Genomic DNA, 17670 nt, shown 5'->3' on the forward strand with positions numbered 1-17670 from the left:
TCGCCCCCGCGGCACGGACGGCCCACCCTGTGGCGCATGGCGACATGTGAAGTCTGCGGCAACAACTACGGAATGAGCTTCGAGGTGCACGCGCAGGGCTCGGTGCACGTCTTCGACTGCTTCGCCTGCGCGATCCACCGCATGGCCCCCCTCTGCGAGCACTGTCGTGTGCAGATCATCGGCCAGGGCGTCGAGGTAGAGGGCCACTGGTACTGCGGCGCCCACTGCGCCCGCGCGGAGGGAAAGGCGGGCATCGTCGACAAGGTCTGACACCGAACGGTACGAAGCGGCCCCCACCGCCAGGCACCCCACGACCGAGTTGTACGGTCGTGGGGTGTACCGCTTCCTTCTGTCCCGGCAGTGGGTGATCCTCACGCTGGTCGCCCTCCTCCTCATCCCCACGATGATCAGGCTGGGCATCTGGCAGATGCACCGCTACGACGAGCGCAGCGCCCGCAACCGGCTGGTCTCGAACGCGCTGTCCGCCGAGCCGGTGCCGGTGGAGAAGCTGACGTCCCCCGGACACGTCATCACCACCGCCGAGCGCTACCACAACGTGATCGCGAAGGGCCGTTTCGACACCGATGACGAGGTCGTCGTGCGCCGCCGCACCAACTCCGACGACGAGGTCGGCTACCACGTCCTGACCCCGTTCGTCCTCGACGACGGCAAGGTCCTGCTGGTCAACCGGGGCTGGATCCCCGCCGACGGCCCGACCCAGACCGCGTTCCCCAAGATCCCCGCACCGGCCGGCGGGGAGACCACCGTCACCGGGCGGCTGATGCCCGACGAGACGACCGCGGCGAGCGGCATCAAGAACATCGAGGGACTGCCCGACCGGCAGATCATGCTGATCAACAGCGAGCAGGAGGCGCGCCGCCTCGGCGCGGAGGTGCTCGGCGGCTACATCGCGCAGACTGCGCCGCAGCCGAAGGGCGACACCCCGGAGCTGGTCGGCAGGCCCGGCAACGAGGACGCGGCGCTGAACTACGCGTACGCCATCCAGTGGTGGCTGTTCGCCGCGGGCGTCCCGGTCGGCTGGCTGGTCCTGGTCCGGCGCGAGCTGCGCGACCGGCGCGAGGCGGAGGCCGAACCGCAGGCCACCGAGGAGACGGAACCGGCGGCGGTGTAGACGCCCGCCCGCCCCACCCCACCATCTCTCGAAGCCCGCCGTCACACGGCCTCGCAGGGCGCATCACTCGCCCGGCCCCGCCCCGGATTGCCGCGCCCGAAGCGCGGGAACCCGCACTGCGTGCACCCCCGTATCGAGGACTACGCCGTCATCGGCGACGAACAGACCGCCGCCCTGGTCGGCCTGGACGGCTCTGTCGACTGGCTCTGCCTGCCCCGCTTCGACTCGGCCGCCTGCTTCGCCAAGCTCCTCGGCGACGCGGAGAACGGCCACTGGCGGATCGCCCCCAAGGGCGTCACAGGCCACTGCGCCCGGCGCGCCTACCGCCCCGACACCCTTGTCCTCGACACCGAGTGGGAGACCGACGAGGGCAGCGTGCGGGTCACCGACCTGATGCCGCAGCGTGAGCGCGCCCCCGACCTCGTACGCGTCGTGGAGGGCCTCAGCGGCCGGGTCACCGTGCGCAGCACACTACGGCTGCGCTTCGACTACGGCGCGGTCGTGCCGTGGATGCGCCGGTCGGACGGCCATCGGGTGGCCGTCGCGGGACCCGACTCGGCGTGGCTGCGCAGCGAACCCGCGGTGCGCACCTGGGGCGAGGACTTCGGCACGCACTCGGAGTTCACGGTCGCCGAGGGCGAGAAGGTCGCGTTCGTGCTCACCTGGCATCCCTCGCACGAGCCGCGCCCGCCGCTGGTCGATCCGTACGAGGCCCTGGAGACCAGCGTCGCCGACTGGAGGTCGTGGGCGTCCCGCTGCCGCTACGACGGCCCGTACCGGGACGCCGTGGTGCGCTCGCTGATCACCCTCAAGGCCCTCACCTACGCGCCGACCGGCGGCATCGTGGCCGCCGCGACCACCTCGCTGCCCGAGGAGGCCGGCGGGGTGCGCAACTGGGACTACCGCTACTGCTGGCTGCGGGACTCCACCCTCACCCTGGGCGCCCTGCTGTCCTGCGGCTACCACGAGGAGGCCGAGGCCTGGCGGAACTGGCTGCTGCGCGCGGTCGCCGGCGACCCGGCGGACCTGCAGATCATGTACGGCCTGGCGGGTGAGCGGCGACTGCCCGAGTTCGAGCTGGCGTATCTGTGCGGCTTCGCCGGCTCCAGGCCCGTCCGGATCGGGAACGGAGCCGTCGACCAGCTCCAGCTGGACGTGTACGGCGAGGTCATGGACTCGCTGTCGCTGGCGCGGGCGGGTGGTCTGTCCGCCACGGGGGACATGTGGGCACTGCAGCGCGCCCTGATGACGTTCCTGGTGTCGGCCTGGCGGCAACCGGACGAGGGGCTGTGGGAGGTGCGCGGGGGCCGCCGCCACTTCGTCCACTCGAAGGTGATGGTGTGGGTGGCCGCCGACCGTGCCGTGCGCACCCTGGAGGCGAGCCCGGAGCTGCACGGCGATCTCGACGACTGGCGGGCGATGCGCGACGAGGTGCACCGGGAGGTGTGCGAGAAGGGCTACGACCCGGAGCGCAACACCTTCACCCAGTCCTACGGCTCACGCGAACTCGACGCGGCGCTGCTGCTGATCCCGCGCGTCGGCTTCCTGCCTCCCGACGACCCGCGCGTGATCGGCACCATCGACGCGATCCGCGAGGAACTGGGCCACGGCGGCCTCCTGCGCCGTTACGGCGTCGAGGAGAGCAATGTCGACGGACTGCCGGGAGGCGAGGGCACGTTCCTGGCGTGCTCGTTCTGGCTGGCGGACGCCCTGCACATGACGGGCCGCACGAAGGAGGCCCGGGAGCTGTTCGAACGACTGGTCGGGCTCGGCAACGACGTGGGCCTGCTGTCCGAGGAGTACGACCCCGTGGCGGGCGTCCAGCTCGGCAACGTACCGCAGGCGTTCAGCCACATCGGCCTGGTCAACACCGCGCTCGCCCTGTTCGGGGGCGAAGAGGCAGGATAGGGGCCATGGATCTTGGACTGAAGGACCGGGTGTACGTCGTCACCGGGGCCACCCGCGGCCTCGGCAACGCCGCCGCGCGCGAGCTCGTCGCGGACGGGGCGAAGGTGGTCGTCACGGGGCGGGAGGAGAAGAGCGTCGCCGAGGCGGCCGCCCGGCTCGGGCCGAACGCGGTGGGGCTCGTCGCGGACAACGCCGAGCCGGAGGCGGCTCAGCGGCTGATAGCGGCGGCGCGGGAGCACTTCGGTGGGTTCGACGGTGTCCTCATCAGCGTCGGAGGCCCGGCGGCGGGGTTCGTCGCCGACACCACGGACGAGCAGTGGCAGACGGCGTTCGAGTCGGTGTTCCTGGGGGCGGTGCGGCTCGCGCGGGCGGCGGCGGCCGAACTGGAGGCCGGTGGTGTCATCGGGTTCGTGTTGTCCGGGTCGGTGCACGAGCCGATTCCCGGGCTGACGATCTCCAACGGGCTGCGGCCGGGGCTGGCCGGGTTCGCGAAGTCGCTGGCCGACGAGCTGGGGCCGCGGGACATCCGGGTGGTGGGCGTGCTGCCGGCGCGGATCGACACGGATCGGGTGCGTGAGCTGGACGGGTTGTCCGCGGATCCGGAGGCCACTCGGGCGGCCAACGAGTCGCGGATTCCGTTGCGGCGGTACGGCAGGCCCGAGGAGTTCGGGCGGACGGCCGCGTTCCTGCTGTCGCCGGCGGCCTCCTACCTGACGGGAATCATGGTGCCGGTGGACGGCGGGATGCGGCACGGGTTCTGAGGCCGCGTGCCGCACCTGTGTGCCGAGGCCGCGGGGCGACGGAGAACGTGGGTCAACCGACCCTCTCCGCACGGTGCTTGACCGCGTTCAGTCGGACCTCCGCCGGCAGTGACGCCAGGCCCGCCGAATTCCGGGCGCGTTCGAGTGCGCCCTCGGTGAGGTCGTGCAGGGCCGTCCCGGGATCCACGTGCGGTTCCAACTGGAGACGTACGCGGGCCTCGGGGGCGGTCGAGCGGCCGGTGAGGTGCGCCTGAGCGCGCGCCACACCCTCCAACTCACCTGCCTGGCCTGCCAGTACGCCCTCCAGGGCGCGGCCCCGCAGCAGCGCGCCCTCACCGTCGCCGGTGTCCACGAGTACCTCGGTGAGACGGCGTCGGCGCAGTACCGCCGTCAGCCACCACAGGGCGAGCAGGACGAGGACGGCGAGCACCGCCAGGACGGTCGGCCACCACCAGCCGGAGTCCCGCCAGCGCGTCCGCTCGGCGTCGCTGAGCAGCACGTCATGCCGGCTGTCGTGGATCCACCAGGAGGGGGGCGAGGCTCCCAGTCCCACGGCGAGCACGGAGCCGCCGAGGAGCACCAGGACAAGGCCGACGACTCCGAGCAGTACGCGGTTGACGGTCCTGAGCACCGTCCTCACCCCTTCCGTCCGGGTCGTGCCACATGCACCGACAGCTTGGGCGGGCGGGCCACTCCCAGTCCGCGGATCGCTTCGGCGAGCGCGTCGTCCAGGTCGGCGCGTACGTCGTCCAGCTCGCGGAAGTGGGAGACCGCGCGGACATCGGCCCGGGCGCGGCGCACCCGCACCCGTGCCGACTGCACGCCGGCCACCTCCATGGCCCGGTCCCGCAGCGCCATGGCCGCCGCGGTCCGGTGCAGTCCCGCGCGGACGTCGGTGTGGGGGCGCCGCATCGGGAGCACGGCGCGCAGGCCGGGGGTGACCGCCAGCACGATCAGCCACAGGCCGAGGGCGGCGGCGACGCCCGCGCCGACGAGCACCCAGATGTCGTCCAGGGGACGCTCGGCGAGCTGGTTGGCGAGGCCCCGGCGCCAGGCCATGGCGTCCCAGTTGGCCCGTACGGCGGCGACGTCGTACAGGAACGCGCCCGAGACGACCAGGAGCAGCAGCGCCACGATCCCCGCGGGGACGCGGCGCGCCGACCAGAAGCGGCCGCTGCCCCGCGCCTCGTCCGTCTCGGTGGCCGGCGCCGGTGGAGCCTCGTACTCCCCGCCTGTGCCCGCCGCCTTCTCGATGACCGGCAGTCGTCGTGTGGTGCCCTCGGAGCCCTGGGGCTCGCTCATCGCGTCCTCCCCTGTGCCGTGCCGTACGCCGTCGCCGGGTGCAGCCGCTCCACTTGCACGGCGACCTCCGGCACTTCCATGCCCACCAACGCGCCTACCCGCTCGACGACATGTCGACGCACCCCACCGCATCGGGCGCCGATGTCGCAGGGATAGTCGAGTTCCAGGTGCACGCGGACACGGGCGGCTCCGTGGTGGACGACGACGGAGGCATGCGGGGGCGCGGCGGCGGCGGGCAGTTCGCCGAGTGCCTCGCGCGCCGCCTGTCCGGCTACCTTCGCGACAACCCGGTCGGCGATCCTGGTCGCACCCCGCTCGCCCGGCGGAACGACGGTGAGGGGTCTGCGGAGCTCACCGGCCCCACCGGTCTCACCGGCCCCACCGGCCCCACCGGCCCCACCGGCCCCACCGCTCACGGAGGTCATCTCGGCCGGTCGCGTCGGTCGTCACGGGTACGGAAGAGGTCGCCGAGGTCCAGGTCCCCCTCGAGGAACCGGCCGACGACGAACCCGATGGCGCCCAGGGCGGCGACCAGCAGGAAGGCACCGAACCCGCCGAAGTACCCGGCGAAGCCCAGCGCCATGCCGGCGATCAGGCCGACCACGGCCATACTCATGGCCACTCCGTTCGATTGTCAGTCGTCAGTCGTCAGTTGTCGGTCGTCAGTTGTCGGTCCTCAGTGCGTCACTGGATCCGGGTTTCCGGCTCCTCGTCCTCTTCCTCGGGCAGCTTCACGTCGCTCACCGCGATATTGACCTCGACGACCTCAAGGCCGGTCATCCGTTCCACCGCCGCGATGACGTTCTCCCGTACCGCCTTGGCCACGTCCGCGATCGATACGCCGTAGTCGACGACGATCTCCAGGTCGAGCGCGGTCTGCACCTCGCCGACCTCGACCTTCACCCCGCGTGTCGCGGCCTTGGACCCGCCGGGCACTCGGTCCCGTACGGCACCGAAGGTGCGGCTCAGCCCGCTGCCCATCGCGTGCACGCCGAGGACGTCCCGGGCGGCGAGTCCGGCGATCTTCTCCACGACGCCGTCGGCGATGCTCGTCCGGCCCCGGTCGGCCGGGTTCCCGCCGCCCCGCCGTACGGTCTTGCGGGTCTGTACGTGCGTGTCACCCTCGGAGTTCTGATTCCGGTTCTGCTCCGTCATGTCACTCATCGCCGTACGTCCCTTCCGATCGTCCTTTGACCACCGTAAGTGGGGTTGCGCGATCGCGCGCCGGGGATGCGGCAGGCTGGGGCAATGACAGTGGACCGGTGGACGCAGACCGTACGGCATCAGCTGGGGCTGGGCAGGTTGCTGCCCCTGGGGGGCGCGGGGGACGGCGCGTGGATCTCGGAGTCGGCGGCCGACGCGGTGCTGCGGCGCGCGGCCGCGAGCATGCGGGACGTGCGGCTGGGCCCGGTACGGATCGGGCTCGCGGACCCCGAGGACAGCCACGAGTCCGTCGTACCGCCGCCGCCGAGTGCCCTGCCGCCGGGCCCGCTGCGGGTGACGGCTGAGTTCGCCGCCACGGCGAACGAACCACTGCCGGCCGCCGGGGCGCGGCTGCGCGCGGTGCTGATGGCCGCGGCGGAGGGCCTCGGTCTGGCGGTGGCGGAGGTGGACCTGCGGGTGACGGCTCTGATCGATGCGGCGGACGAGGGACCGGAGCCTCTTCCCGTACGACCGCCGGAGCCGGCCCCCGCCCTGTCGAGCGGGGGCACCGACGAGGGCCGCGCGGCCGACGTGGCCCTGTCCGTTCCGGGCGTGGCCCATCTGACCGGCACGCTGGGGCGCCCGGTGCACATCGAGGAACGTCGGATGGAACCGGCCGCCGCTCTGCCTCGCCGCCATGTCCGCGTGGAACTGGCGGTGCGCGCGGACCACCACCGGGCACTGGTCGTGGCCCGGGAGGTCCGCGCGAGGGTGAAGCAGGCGTTGCCGGATCACCCGACGGTTGCGGTGCTGGTGACCACGGTCCGGTGAGGACCGGCGGTCGAGGACGTCCTCCCGGTCCGATGAGGACCGGGCGATCGAGGGCGTCCTCGGCGACGCGGGTGGGAGATCGGCGGCTGCCGAACGTTGGCTACTGTCGAAGTCTTATTCGCCCACGCCGGCCAGGTCCCGCAGCCGTCGGGCCTGCGCGGCCCGCTCCGCGGTGCGCTGCTCCTCGTAGGTGCGGCCCGACGCCCCGCGCAGCAGGGCCTTCGTCTCGATCACCGCGTCCCGGGGCGCGGCAAGGATCGCCGAGGCGAGGTCCCCTACCGCTCCGTCCAGCTGGTCCGCGGGCACGGCGACATTCGCCAGGCCCGTGCTCACGGCTTCCTCGGCGTGCACGAACCGCCCGGTCGCGCAGATCTCCAGCGCGCGGGCATAGCCGACCAGTCCCACCAGCGGATGCGTACCGGTCAGGTCCGGCACGATTCCGAGGCTGGTCTCGCGCATGGCGAACTGCACGTCGTCGGCGACGACGCGCAGGTCGCAGGCGAGCGCGAGCTGGAAGCCCGCCCCGATGGCATGCCCCTGCACCGCGGCGATGGACACAAGGTCGCTCCGTCGCCACCAGGTGAAACCCTCCTGGTACTCGGCGATGGTCGCGTCCAGCTCGGCGTCACCGCTCCGTGCGAGGTCGACGAACGACGGTTCGCCGTCGAAGCCCTCGGGCGTGAACGCCTGCCGGTCCAGTCCGGCGGAGAAGGACTTGCCCTCAGCACGCAGCACAACGACACGGACCGACCCCGGCAGGAGCCGCCCGGCTTCGGCCAACGCCCGCCACAGAGCGGGATTTTGGGCGTTGCGCTTGGCCGGGTTGGTCAGCGACACCGTCGCGATCGCGTCGTCGACGGTGAGCCGTACGCCGTCCTTGTCGAATGCGGGAACTTCGGGAACAACGTCCTGGTCGGACGAAGCCATGGGGCGCCTCCGGTGAGTGCGGTCAACAGAGCGATGCTAAGTGACTGCACAGTAACCACCCGGACGATCAATCGACCGACCGGGTGGTCACCATCGAAGCCGATGGGCCTCCCGGGTTCAGGACGACGCGGCCTTCTTGCCCCGCGTCGCCCCGCCACGCCCACGAAGCGTGACGCCGGATTCGCTGAGCATCCGGTGTACGAAGCCATACGAGCGGCCGGTTTCCTCGGCCAGTGCCCGAATGCTCGCACCGGAGTCGTACTTCTTCTTCAGGTCTGCCGCGAGCTTGTCGCGCGCGGCGCCGGTTACCCGGCTGCCCTTCTTCAGAGTCTCGGCCACCCGTGCCTCCTCATGGGAAGTGCGCTCTGGTCTCCTCATGATCACCCCTCCGGGCCTTCATGGCCACCCATTCGGCAAGGTCCGTGCCACAAGGTTTTGACGACAGGAGCACGTCCCCACATACGGAACCTGTGATTCCAGGACTTGGCATTCGTACCGCCGAACGGGTTCTTTCGCGAAGTGCCAGGTCACAGACGTGCGACGGCCGAGCCCTTGTCGATAAAGGGCTCGGCCGGGAAATTGATGTAGGACACACTTCGGTACGAGGAGATCTCACACAGATGATGGATCACGGATCGGCCGAATGATCCATACGCAGTGGATCACCCCTTCGATCAAGCGTGCCGACCGTCAGGCGAGGGCGACGAGATCCGCGTAGTCGGCACCCCAGAGGTCCTCGACACCGTCGGGCAGCAGGATGATCCGCTCCGGCTGGAGCGCCTCGACGGCGCCCTCGTCGTGGGTGACCAGCACGACCGCGCCCTTGTAGGTGCGCAGCGCGCCGAGGATCTCCTCGCGGCTGGCCGGGTCGAGGTTGTTCGTCGGCTCGTCCAGCAGCAGGACGTTCGCCGACGACACCACGAGGGTCGCCAGCGCCAGACGGGTCTTCTCACCACCGGAGAGGACCCCGGCCGGCTTGTCGACGTCGTCGCCGGAGAACAGGAACGAGCCGAGCGTCTTGCGGACCGCGACGAGGTCCAGGTCGGGGGCGGCCGAGCGCATGTTCTCCAGGACCGTGCGCTCGGGGTCCAGGGTCTCGTGCTCCTGGGCGTAGTAGCCGAGCTTGAGGCCGTGGCCCTCGATGACCTGGCCGGTGTCGGGCTTCTCGGCGCCGCCGAGAAGCCGGAGCAGGGTTGTCTTGCCCGCGCCGTTCAGGCCCAGGATGACGACGCGGGAGCCCTTGTCGATGGCCAGGTCGACATCGGTGAAGATCTCCAGGGAGCCGTACGACTTGGACAGCCCCTCGGCCATCAGCGGGGTCTTGCCGCACGGGGAAGGCTCCGGGAAGCGCAGCTTGGCGACCTTGTCGGACTTCCGCTCGGCCTCAAGACCGGCAAGGAGCTTGTCGGCGCGGCGGGCCATGTTCTGCGCGGCGACGGTCTTGGTGGCCTTGGCGCGCATCTTGTCGGCCTGCGTATGGAGCGCGGAGGCCTTCTTCTCGGCGTTCTGCCGCTCCCGCTTGCGGCGCTTCTCGTCGGACTCGCGCTGCTGCTGGTAGAGCTTCCAGCCCATGTTGTAGACGTCGATCTGGGAGCGGTTGGCGTCCAGGTAGAAGACCTTGTTGACGACCGTCTCCACCAGGTCCACGTCGTGGGAGATCACGATGAAACCGCCGCGGTACGTCTTGAGGTAGTCGCGCAGCCAGATGATCGAGTCGGCGTCCAGGTGGTTCGTCGGCTCGTCGAGCAGCAGCGTGTCCGCGTCGGAGAAGAGGATCCGGGCCAGTTCGATACGACGGCGCTGACCGCCGGAGAGCGTGTGCAGCGGCTGGCCGAGCACCCGGTCGGGCAGGTTGAGCGCGGCGGCGATGGTGGCGGCCTCGGCCTCGGCGGCGTACCCGCCCTTGGTGAGGAACTCCGTCTCCTGGCGCTCGTACTGCCGCATCGCCTTCTCCCGGGTGGCGCCCTGGCCGACCGCGATGCGCTGTTCGTTGTCGCGCATCTTGCGGATCAGTACGTCGAGGCCGCGCGCGGACAGGACGCGGTCACGGGCGAGGATGTCGAGGTCGCCGGTGCGGGGGTCCTGGGGGAGGTAACCGACCTCGCCGGAGCGGGTGATGGTGCCGCCGGCGGGGGTGCCCTCGCCGGCCAGGCACTTGGTGAGGGTGGTCTTGCCGGCGCCGTTGCGGCCGACAAGGCCGATGCGGTCACCCTTGGCGACACGGAAGGTGGCGGACTCGATGAGGACGCGCGCACCGGCGCGCAACTCGATACCGGAGGCGGAGATCACGGACAGGCTCCAGGGCGGATGGGGGCGGGATGGGCGGCTGCGGACGTTCCCGCCGTCTATTGCGCGAGGAGAATGGCCATGAGGCCAGTCTAACGGGGTCGTGCAACCACTTTTTCTGCGTTCAGGTGTTCGAGTGGCGCGCTCGGGGGTCGTCGCGTCCCGGACGGTGGGACGTCGTCGCCTCCGGTGAGGCGTTGTCAGTGGTCGCTGCCAGACTGGGCAACGGATGGGATTTCCGGCAATTGGCCACAAAGGAGTGATCGGGATGGCAGGCACGAGCTCAGGACGTCCGAGCATCTACCCGACCCTGCTCTACGCGGACGCGAAAGCGGCGATCCGGCAGCTGACGGAAGCCCTGGGCTTCACAGAGCTGTCGGTGTACGAGGGCGAGGACGGCTCGGTGATGCACGCCGAGCTGGTGCAGGGCAACGGTGCGATCATGGTCGGCTCGAAGGGCCGCGGCGGCCTCTTCGACGCGGCCATGGCGGACTCGGGCAGCACAGGGGTGTACGTCGTCGTGGACGACGTCGACGCACACCACCGGCGAGCCGTGGACCACGGCGCGGAGATCCTCATGCCTCCGACGGACCAGGACTACGGCTCACGGGACTACATGGCCCGGGACATCGAGGGCAATGTGTGGAGCTTCGGCACGTACGCCCCCGAGACAGGGGGCTGACGGCCCGGCGGTTCAGCTGCCTCCGGTGTGCACCTGGAAGGCGGCGCGGCGCACTGCCTTGGCCAGGGCCGGGTCGGGGTGCGCGGCGGCGAGCGCGACCAGGACCTGCACGGTGCGGGGGTGACCGACGGCACGCACCTCGTCGAGGAGCGCGGGGACGGTCGCTTGCAGCGCGGACTCCAGGTGCCGTACCAGCATCGGGGCCTCGCCGTGGTCGGCGACGGCGGCGGCGGTGTCGACCCACAGCCAGGTGGCCTCGTCCCGGGTGAGGACCTCGTGGGCGTCCTCCGGGTCGATCCCGTCGTGCTCGGCGAGCCACAGCAGGGCGTACGGGCGCAGCGTGGGCTCGTCGGCCACGGAGCGGACGTCGGGCTCGGCGGGGGCGCCGACGACGCGCAGGGCCTCGAAGGCGAGGCCGCGCAGCAGGGCGTCCTCGCCGCGGGCGGCGCCGAGCAGCTCGGTGACAGCGATGCCGACGGGGCGGGCAGCGAGCCAGGCTCTGTACTCGGCGCGGGCCGCGTTGGGGCGCAGTTGGGCGCAGCCGCGGAGCATGCCCTCGGCTGCCTGCTCGATGTTCCCGGCGGGGCTCTGCGCGGCCACGCAGATCTGCTCCAGCTTGACCCAGACCGCCCAGTTGCCGAGCGGGGTGAGCGTCGCCTGTCCGTCGCCGTAGGTGAGCGCGCCGACGGAGGCCAGGGCTCGCAGCGCCCATTCGAGGAGAGGGGCGAGGGGGGCGTCGGCGACCGGGTCCGGCTGGGGCGGTTCGGGGCGAGCCGCTTCGGGCTGGGGCCCGAAGGGGATCTCGCAGCGCTCCGTGCGCAGCTCGGTGACCCGCTGCTCCAGGAGGTCGAGGAGCTGTTCCACGGGGACGGGGCCGGCGGACAGCTGGAGGAAGGAGAGCACCTGAGGCATGGCCGAGACGACCTCGGCGACGGCGGCCGGCTCGTGGCCGGAGGGCTCCGGGCAGGCGAGCGACCAGGCGTCGAAGAGGGCGACCCAGCCGCGCAGTACGGCGCTGTCGTCGCGGTTCCAGGCGCGCAGCCGCCAGCCGGGGCGGGCGCTGTCGCCGTGCACCTCGATGAGGCCGGCCAGGCGGGCGGTGTCCCAGTCGGCGCGGATCTGATTCGGTGTCAGGCCCAGGTCGGCCGCCGCCCGTTCGGCGGTGTCGCCGGCGAGGGTGCCCTTGCCGTCGGGGCTGGCTCCGTCGCGGCCTGGGCGGAGTGCGGCATCGGCCCAGCGCGCGACGCGGGCCGCGGCGGCCAGACCTGAGCGCGCCATTCTGGCCAGTTCCGCGGGGGCCGGGGTGCCCTCCGGCGGGCGGGGTGCGGGGCGGCTCGGGCGCCGCTGGTTCACAGCTCGGGGGGCGGCGGCCAGGGGTCGCGGGCGGACGAGTCGAAGCCTGGAGTCGCGCGGGATACGGGACGTCACGGGTGCAGTCTTCCGGTTGACGGTCCGAAAACCCAAACGGAATGCCGCGGTGGGCTACGGGGAGGGCCGATGAAGGGGCCTGGTGTGCGGACGGAAGCCGAGATCAGGCCAGTGGTACGGCGTTAAACGGAACCTGTGGCACCGGGGTTGGCGGGGGCGGGGCGACAAGGGGGCGGCAGCGCGAGCCGGCGGTGAAGGGGCGGCCGAGGTTGCGGTGATCGCGGCGGACGTGTCACATCAGCGGGGTCAGGAAGCGGCGCAGTGCCTCTTCGTAGGCCTCCGGGTCGGCGTTCCACATGGCCGCGTGCGGGGCCTGGCGGACGGTGTGGAGGGCGACGCGGTCGGGGTGGGCGGCGGCGAGGCGGCGGGAGGGGCCCCAGGGGGCCACCTGGTCGTCCGGGCCGTGGATGATCAGGGTCGGTGCCATGGGGCGGCCGGGCGCGGCGACGTCGAGGCCGGCGAGGCGGTCGGCGGACATGCCGGTGCGGCCCTGCGCGGCGCGCACCGCGAGCGGCAACAGAGCGCCCGGGGTGCGGCGGGCGGCGGCGAGGGCGCGCACCGTCGTCTCCCAGCTGAGCACCGGGGAGTCCAGGACGAGCCCCGCGATGCGGTCGCTCAGTTCCGAACGCGCGGCGGCACGCAGCGCCATGGTGGCGCCGGTGGACCAGCCGTACAGGACGACCCGGCGGGCGCCACCCGCCACGGCGTACCGGATGGCCGCGTCCAGGTCGCGCCACTCGGTCTCGCCGAAGTGGTTCAGCCCGTCCGGCGGGCGGGGGGCGCCGAGGTCGCCGCGGTAGGCGAGGGTGAGCACCGGGAAGCGGTGGTGGTGCAGGAACTCCATGATGTTCATGGGGTGTTCGCGGGTGGTGCCCAGGCCGTGCACGGCGATCACCCAGGTGTCCCGGATCCCGGGCACGAACCAGGCGGGCAGGGTGCCGAGTTCGCCGGGGATGTCGACGTCGGTGTGGTCCAGGCCGAGGGCTTCGGCCGGGTCGCCGACGTGGAGGTTCGGGGTGAGCCAGACCTTGTCGCCGGGCTTCAGCGTGCCGTACGTGACGCGCTCCAGGCGGCGTACGACGGTGTCCGCGGAGTGGGACTCGGCGCCGAGGACGGGGCCGACGACCGCGTGCGATGCGTCGCCGCCGAGGCCGTAGGTTCCCGGGCGCAGGGCGGCCAGGTCGCGGGTGACGACGATCCGGCCGGCGGCCGTCGCGTGCACGGTGAGCCGGGGTTCCGTGGGCAGGGGGCGGCCGGGAGGCGCCTTGAGCGCGGCGTCGCCGGCGAGTCGGCCGACGACGACGCTCGCCGCGCCGGCGGCGAGGACTGCGGTGACGGCAGCGGCCGTCGCTTTGACTGTACGCACCCGTCCAGTGTCCAGGCGGACCCCGTTACGGGCCAGCGGGAGGACGGCTCGGAATGCCCGCTTCACGCCGGACATCCGGACGTCCGGGCGCCCGCGTCGCTCGGAGCCTCAGCCCCGCGCCCCGAACCTCAGCCCCGCTGCCCCGAACCTCAGCCCCGCTGCCCGTACCCCCGCAGCCGCTCCCCCGCCTCCGTCACCTGCGCCTCGGTCAGCAGCGTCGGCGACAGCCCCGGCACCGAGGACGCCGTCAGCCACAGCCTGCACATCCACTCCAGCTGGGCCGTGCGGTCGTAGGCCTGGTCGAGGGTGGCGCCGTGGGTGAGGGTGCCGTGGTTCTGAAGGAGGCAGCCGGAACGGTCGACGAGGGCGTGGAGCATGTTCTCGGCCAACTCGTCGGTGCCGTACGTGGCATACGGGGCAACCCGGACGGGGCCGCCGAGCGCGACGGTCATGTAGTGGACCGCCGGGAGCTCGGGGACGAGCGTCGAGACGGCCGTGGCGTGCACGGCGTGGGTGTGGACCACAGCGCGGGCGTCGGTGGAGCGGTAGACGGCGAGATGCATGGGCAACTCGCTGGTGGGGACGAGCGTGCCGAGTTCCTGGCGGCCGTCGAGGTCGACGCCGGTGACGTCCGTCGGCGTGAGCCGGTCGTAGGGCACGCCCGAGGGCGTGACCAGCACGGTGTCCTCGACGCGCACGGAGACGTTGCCGGAGGTGCCGACGACCAGTCCGTCGGACACCGTCCGGCGGGCGGTCGCGACGAGCGCCTCCCAGGCGTGTGCCTCCTCGGGGCGCACGCTCCTCCCCTGTGGCTCCCGCACATCCCGTGCGCCCTCACGCGCGTCTCGTACGCCCCGCGGGTCCCGCTGATCCTCGACCATGAGCCGATCCTGCCAGCCCCGGCGTCAACTCGCCGCCGGGCGAGGGCACTTTAGGCCGGAATCCGCCACTCCGACAGGGCGCATATGGGCGTACACGGCCCCTTTCAACCGCTTGGCCGGAGATCGCCGAGGATTCGATGATCTTCCAGTAACCTCTGGGTGATTTGTCGTGCACGTCGCCATTCCGGGGGGACATATGGCCCGTGATCGCACACCGTTCCGCCGCCGCGGGAGCGCCCTCGCGGCGTCCGTGGCGGCGCTCACCGTAGGGGGTACCGCACTCGCCGCGGCACCGGCCTCGGCGGCGGGCCCACCGAAGGGACACGACGTCTCTTCCCACCAGAAGGACATCGACTGGCCGAAGGCCAGGACGAAGGGCGCCAGGTTCGTCTACGTCAAGGCGACCGAGTCCCACACCTATCGCAGCCCACACTTCGGCCGGCAGTACAACGGGGCGCGTGACGCCGGCATCATCCGCGGGGCGTACCATTTCGCGCTGCCTGACAAGTCGTCGGGCAGGACACAGGCGGCGTACTTCGTACGCAACGGCGGCACCTGGAGCGCCGACGGCTGGACGCTGCCGCCCGCGCTCGACATCGAGTACAACCCGTACGACAAGCGGCACAAGTGCTACGGCCTGAGCAAGCCCGCGATGGTCAGCTGGATCAAGTCGTTCAGCGACGAGGTGAAGCGGCTCACAGGCCGCCGTCCGGTGATCTACACCACCACCCACTGGTGGAACACCTGCACCGGCGGCAGCCGCGCCTTCGCCTCGAACCACTCGCTGTGGGTGGCCCGCTACAACTCGGCGGACGCGGGAACGCTGCCCGCGGGATGGTCGTTCTGGACCCTCTGGCAGTACGACAACAGCGGTAGCCTGCCGGGCGACCAGAATCTCTTCAACGGATCCCTGAACCAGCTGAGAGAGTTCGCCAAGGGCACGTAGCCAAGGGGCACTTGGGCCGCGTGGGTCCGGTGGGGCCCGGCCGGGCCGGGCGGTGCGATAACCATCGCTCCCGGACACCGTGCGGCCTGCTTCAGTTCATCTTCCGTTCATCCAGGTTACCTACGTTCGTCCGGCCAATGACTTCGAACGATTGCCTGGGTAAATGGAAAACTTCTCGCTGATCCTCGCGATTGTGGTCGTAACCGCGCTCGCGTTCGATTTCACGAACGGTTTCCACGACACAGCCAACGCGATGGCCACGACCATCTCGACCGGCGCGCTCAAGCCCAAGGTCGCGGTGGCCATGTCCGCCGTGCTGAACCTTGTGGGTGCCTTCCTCTCCGTGGAGGTCGCCAACACGATCTCCAAGGGTCTCGTCGACGAGAGCGGCATACGTCCCGAGGTCATCTTCGCCGCCCTGGTCGGCGCGATCCTCTGGAACCTGCTGACCTGGCTGGTGGGCCTTCCCTCCAGTTCCTCGCACGCCCTCATGGGTGGTCTGATCGGCGCCACCATCGCCTCGGCGGGCATGGGCGCGGTCCACGGTGACGTGCTCGTCACCAAGGTCCTGCTCCCGGCGATCGCGGCCCCGATCGTCGCGGGCCTCGCCGCGATGCTGGCCACCCGTCTGTCGTACTCGCTCGGCCGGAAGGCCGAGGGCAAGGCCGCCGAAAAGGGCTACCGCGCCGGGCAGATCGCCTCCGCCGGCCTGGTCTCCCTGGCCCACGGCACCAACGACGCGCAGAAGACCATGGGCATCATCACCCTGGCCCTGGTCGCCGGCGGTGCCGTCGCCCCCGACTCCGACCCGCCCACCTGGGTCATCCTGTCGGCGGGCATGGCCATCGCGCTCGGCACCTACCTCGGCGGCTGGCGCATCATCCGCACCATGGGCAAGGGCCTGACCGAACTCCAGCCGCAGCAGGGCTTCGCCGCCCAGACCAGCGCGGCCACGGTCATCCTGGCCTCCTCCCACCTCGGCTTCTCCCTCTCCACCACGCACTCGGTCTCCGGCTCGGTGATGGGCGCGGGCCTCGGCCGCAAGGGCGGGGTCGTCCGCTGGTCGACGGCGACCCGGATGTTCGTGGCGTGGGGTCTGACCCTGCCCGCCGCGGCCTTGGTCGGCGCGCTCGCCGAGTACGTGACCGGGCTCGGGAACTTCGGCACGGCCCTCGTCGCCGTCTTCCTGATCGCCTCCAGCGCGGCCATCTGGAAGGTCTCCCGTCGCGAGGTCATCGACGCGAACAACGTCAACGAGCCCGAGGAGACCGGGGAACCGGCCGGCGTGGTGACCACCGCGATCGCCGCTGTGGCCCCGCCCCCGGCGGGCAACGTCACCGAGGACCTCACGGCCACGATCCCGGCCCCGGCCGCCCAGGCCACCGACCCCGCGGCCCCGTCGGCCGCGACCACCGTCTGAGCCCGGCCACCCAGGCACCCACCGGCATGAAGGAAGAAGCAGCATGAAGATCGACTGGGCGGCCCTCGGTTCCGTCTTCGGCGTCAGCCTCGTGGTCACCGTGGCCCTCGTGGCCCTGTTCACCCTCGGCATCATGGGCCTGTCGCACCGCGAACGGGCCACGGCCCAGGGCGACTCCGCCACCCTCGCGGTCACCGGCGCGTACGTGTGCTTCGCGGCGTGCGCGGCGGCGGTGGCGTACGGGATCTCGCTGATCGTCGTCTGACCTGCGACACCAGGACACCACGTGGGGTGGGGGGGGGGGGGGCCGCCCCCCCCCCCCCCCCCCGGGGGGGGGGGGGGGCCCCCCCCCCCCCCCCCCACCCCACGTCGTCTGTGACGGCTGTGACCACTCGCGTGTGGGTCTCAGCACACTCTCCCTTCGCAGGTCAACGGCAAGTTGACGGCCCTTCCAACCCCGTGGTGGACTGCCGGGGCCATGTACGGAGGCAGAAGAGGAAGCCGGTGAGATTCCGGCGCGGTCCCGCCACTGTGACCGGGGAGAAAGCCCCGGGAGCCAGGAACTCTCGCCGCCGGTCTCGTCGAACCAGGGCGTGGACACCCTGAGTGAGGACATATCGCCATGCTCGGCTGCCGTTCGAGATGCAGTAGCAGCGC

General features: G+C 71.6%; 20 protein-coding genes and 1 riboswitch. Of the genes, 9 read left to right on the forward strand and 11 right to left on the reverse strand.

The genetic code is table 11. The features are described from left to right. The first annotated feature begins 36 nt into the window (after positions 1-36). The 4 genes from AB0H86_RS38695 to AB0H86_RS38710 all read left to right on the forward strand — a co-directional run bounded on the left by AB0H86_RS38695 (position 37) and on the right by AB0H86_RS38710 (position 3801). Positions 37-270, forward strand: coding sequence for a hypothetical protein (locus AB0H86_RS38695; protein WP_362449849.1), 234 nt, complete (start codon positions 37-39; stop codon positions 268-270). Between the two features lie 64 nt (positions 271-334). After that, the gene (locus AB0H86_RS38700; protein WP_362449851.1) at positions 335-1132 is read left to right on the forward strand and encodes an SURF1 family protein; all 798 of its coding nucleotides are present in this window, start codon (positions 335-337) and stop codon (positions 1130-1132) included. Positions 1133-1252: 120 nt separating this feature from the next. Next, positions 1253-3040: a glycoside hydrolase family 15 protein gene (locus AB0H86_RS38705; RefSeq protein WP_362449853.1), complete on the forward strand. Its 1788-nt coding sequence runs from the start codon at positions 1253-1255 to the stop codon at positions 3038-3040. A 5-nt stretch (positions 3041-3045) separates the two neighbouring features. Next, positions 3046-3801 carry an SDR family oxidoreductase gene (locus AB0H86_RS38710; protein WP_362449855.1) on the forward strand — a complete coding sequence of 252 codons (756 nt, stop codon included), beginning with the start codon at positions 3046-3048 and terminating at the stop codon, positions 3799-3801. 52 nt (positions 3802-3853) lie between these two features. On the opposite strand, the gene amaP is transcribed toward AB0H86_RS38710, so the two are convergent. The 5 genes from amaP to AB0H86_RS38735 form a co-directional block, all read right to left on the reverse strand. Beyond that, positions 3854-4441 (reverse strand): alkaline shock response membrane anchor protein AmaP, encoded by a 588-nt coding sequence (gene amaP / locus AB0H86_RS38715; protein WP_362449857.1) that lies wholly within the window; start codon positions 4439-4441, stop codon positions 3854-3856. Beyond that, entirely contained in the window at positions 4438-5103 is a 666-nt protein-coding gene (locus AB0H86_RS38720) for a DUF6286 domain-containing protein (RefSeq protein WP_362449859.1), read from the reverse strand. The genes amaP and AB0H86_RS38720 overlap by 4 nt, the downstream gene beginning before the upstream one ends. Continuing rightward, positions 5100-5528 (reverse strand): hypothetical protein, encoded by a 429-nt coding sequence (locus AB0H86_RS38725; RefSeq protein ID WP_362449861.1) that lies wholly within the window; start codon positions 5526-5528, stop codon positions 5100-5102. The genes AB0H86_RS38720 and AB0H86_RS38725 overlap by 4 nt, the downstream gene beginning before the upstream one ends. Next, the gene (locus AB0H86_RS38730; RefSeq protein WP_362449863.1) at positions 5525-5719 is read right to left on the reverse strand and encodes a hypothetical protein; all 195 of its coding nucleotides are present in this window, start codon (positions 5717-5719) and stop codon (positions 5525-5527) included. Before AB0H86_RS38730 ends, AB0H86_RS38725 begins: the two co-directional genes overlap by 4 nt. A gap of 68 nt (positions 5720-5787) precedes the next feature. Continuing rightward, positions 5788-6267 carry an Asp23/Gls24 family envelope stress response protein gene (locus AB0H86_RS38735; protein ID WP_362449865.1) on the reverse strand — a complete coding sequence of 160 codons (480 nt, stop codon included), beginning with the start codon at positions 6265-6267 and terminating at the stop codon, positions 5788-5790. Positions 6268-6351: 84 nt separating this feature from the next. Between AB0H86_RS38735 and AB0H86_RS38740 the strand changes: the two genes are divergently transcribed. Further along, positions 6352-7077: a nucleopolyhedrovirus P10 family protein gene (locus AB0H86_RS38740; RefSeq protein WP_362449867.1), complete on the forward strand. Its 726-nt coding sequence runs from the start codon at positions 6352-6354 to the stop codon at positions 7075-7077. A 114-nt stretch (positions 7078-7191) separates the two neighbouring features. Here the strand turns inward: AB0H86_RS38740 and AB0H86_RS38745 are convergent, their stop codons facing one another. The 3 genes from AB0H86_RS38745 to abc-f form a co-directional block, all read right to left on the reverse strand. Beyond that, a complete protein-coding gene (locus AB0H86_RS38745) occupies positions 7192-8004 on the reverse strand; it encodes an enoyl-CoA hydratase/isomerase family protein (protein ID WP_362449869.1) in 813 nt (270 codons plus the stop codon). A 117-nt stretch (positions 8005-8121) separates the two neighbouring features. Further along, positions 8122-8343 carry a helix-turn-helix domain-containing protein gene (locus AB0H86_RS38750; protein WP_004002281.1) on the reverse strand — a complete coding sequence of 74 codons (222 nt, stop codon included), beginning with the start codon at positions 8341-8343 and terminating at the stop codon, positions 8122-8124. A gap of 351 nt (positions 8344-8694) precedes the next feature. Continuing rightward, a complete protein-coding gene (abc-f, locus tag AB0H86_RS38755; protein ID WP_362449871.1) occupies positions 8695-10293 on the reverse strand; it encodes a ribosomal protection-like ABC-F family protein in 1599 nt (532 codons plus the stop codon). A gap of 265 nt (positions 10294-10558) precedes the next feature. On the opposite strand from abc-f, the gene AB0H86_RS38760 reads away from it, so the two are divergent. Beyond that, positions 10559-10972, forward strand: coding sequence for a VOC family protein (locus AB0H86_RS38760; protein ID WP_362449872.1), 414 nt, complete (start codon positions 10559-10561; stop codon positions 10970-10972). Positions 10973-10984: 12 nt separating this feature from the next. On the opposite strand, the gene AB0H86_RS38765 is transcribed toward AB0H86_RS38760, so the two are convergent. From AB0H86_RS38765 to AB0H86_RS38775, 3 genes are all read right to left on the reverse strand, one after another. Further along, positions 10985-12250, reverse strand: coding sequence for a hypothetical protein (locus tag AB0H86_RS38765; protein WP_362449873.1), 1266 nt, complete (start codon positions 12248-12250; stop codon positions 10985-10987). A gap of 382 nt (positions 12251-12632) precedes the next feature. Then, positions 12633-13766 carry an alpha/beta fold hydrolase gene (locus AB0H86_RS38770; protein ID WP_362449875.1) on the reverse strand — a complete coding sequence of 378 codons (1134 nt, stop codon included), beginning with the start codon at positions 13764-13766 and terminating at the stop codon, positions 12633-12635. Positions 13767-13915: 149 nt separating this feature from the next. Further along, positions 13916-14647, reverse strand: coding sequence for a class II aldolase/adducin family protein (locus AB0H86_RS38775; RefSeq protein WP_362449877.1), 732 nt, complete (start codon positions 14645-14647; stop codon positions 13916-13918). 196 nt (positions 14648-14843) lie between these two features. Here AB0H86_RS38775 and AB0H86_RS38780 point away from each other — a divergent pair, with 196 nt between their 5' ends. From AB0H86_RS38780 to AB0H86_RS38790, 3 genes are all read left to right on the forward strand, one after another. Continuing rightward, positions 14844-15593 (forward strand): lysozyme, encoded by a 750-nt coding sequence (locus AB0H86_RS38780; protein WP_362449879.1) that lies wholly within the window; start codon positions 14844-14846, stop codon positions 15591-15593. 163 nt (positions 15594-15756) lie between these two features. After that, the gene (locus AB0H86_RS38785; RefSeq protein ID WP_362449880.1) at positions 15757-17013 is read left to right on the forward strand and encodes an inorganic phosphate transporter; all 1257 of its coding nucleotides are present in this window, start codon (positions 15757-15759) and stop codon (positions 17011-17013) included. 43 nt (positions 17014-17056) lie between these two features. Further along, on the forward strand, positions 17057-17278 hold the full coding sequence (locus AB0H86_RS38790; protein ID WP_362449882.1) for a hypothetical protein: 222 nt from the start codon (positions 17057-17059) through the stop codon (positions 17276-17278). 189 nt (positions 17279-17467) lie between these two features. After that, positions 17468-17599, forward strand: a riboswitch (cobalamin riboswitch). Positions 17600-17670 lie beyond the last annotated feature (71 nt).

This window comes from Streptomyces sp. NPDC050997, assembly GCF_040660135.1.
GTDB lineage: Bacteria > Actinomycetota > Actinomycetes > Streptomycetales > Streptomycetaceae > Streptomyces.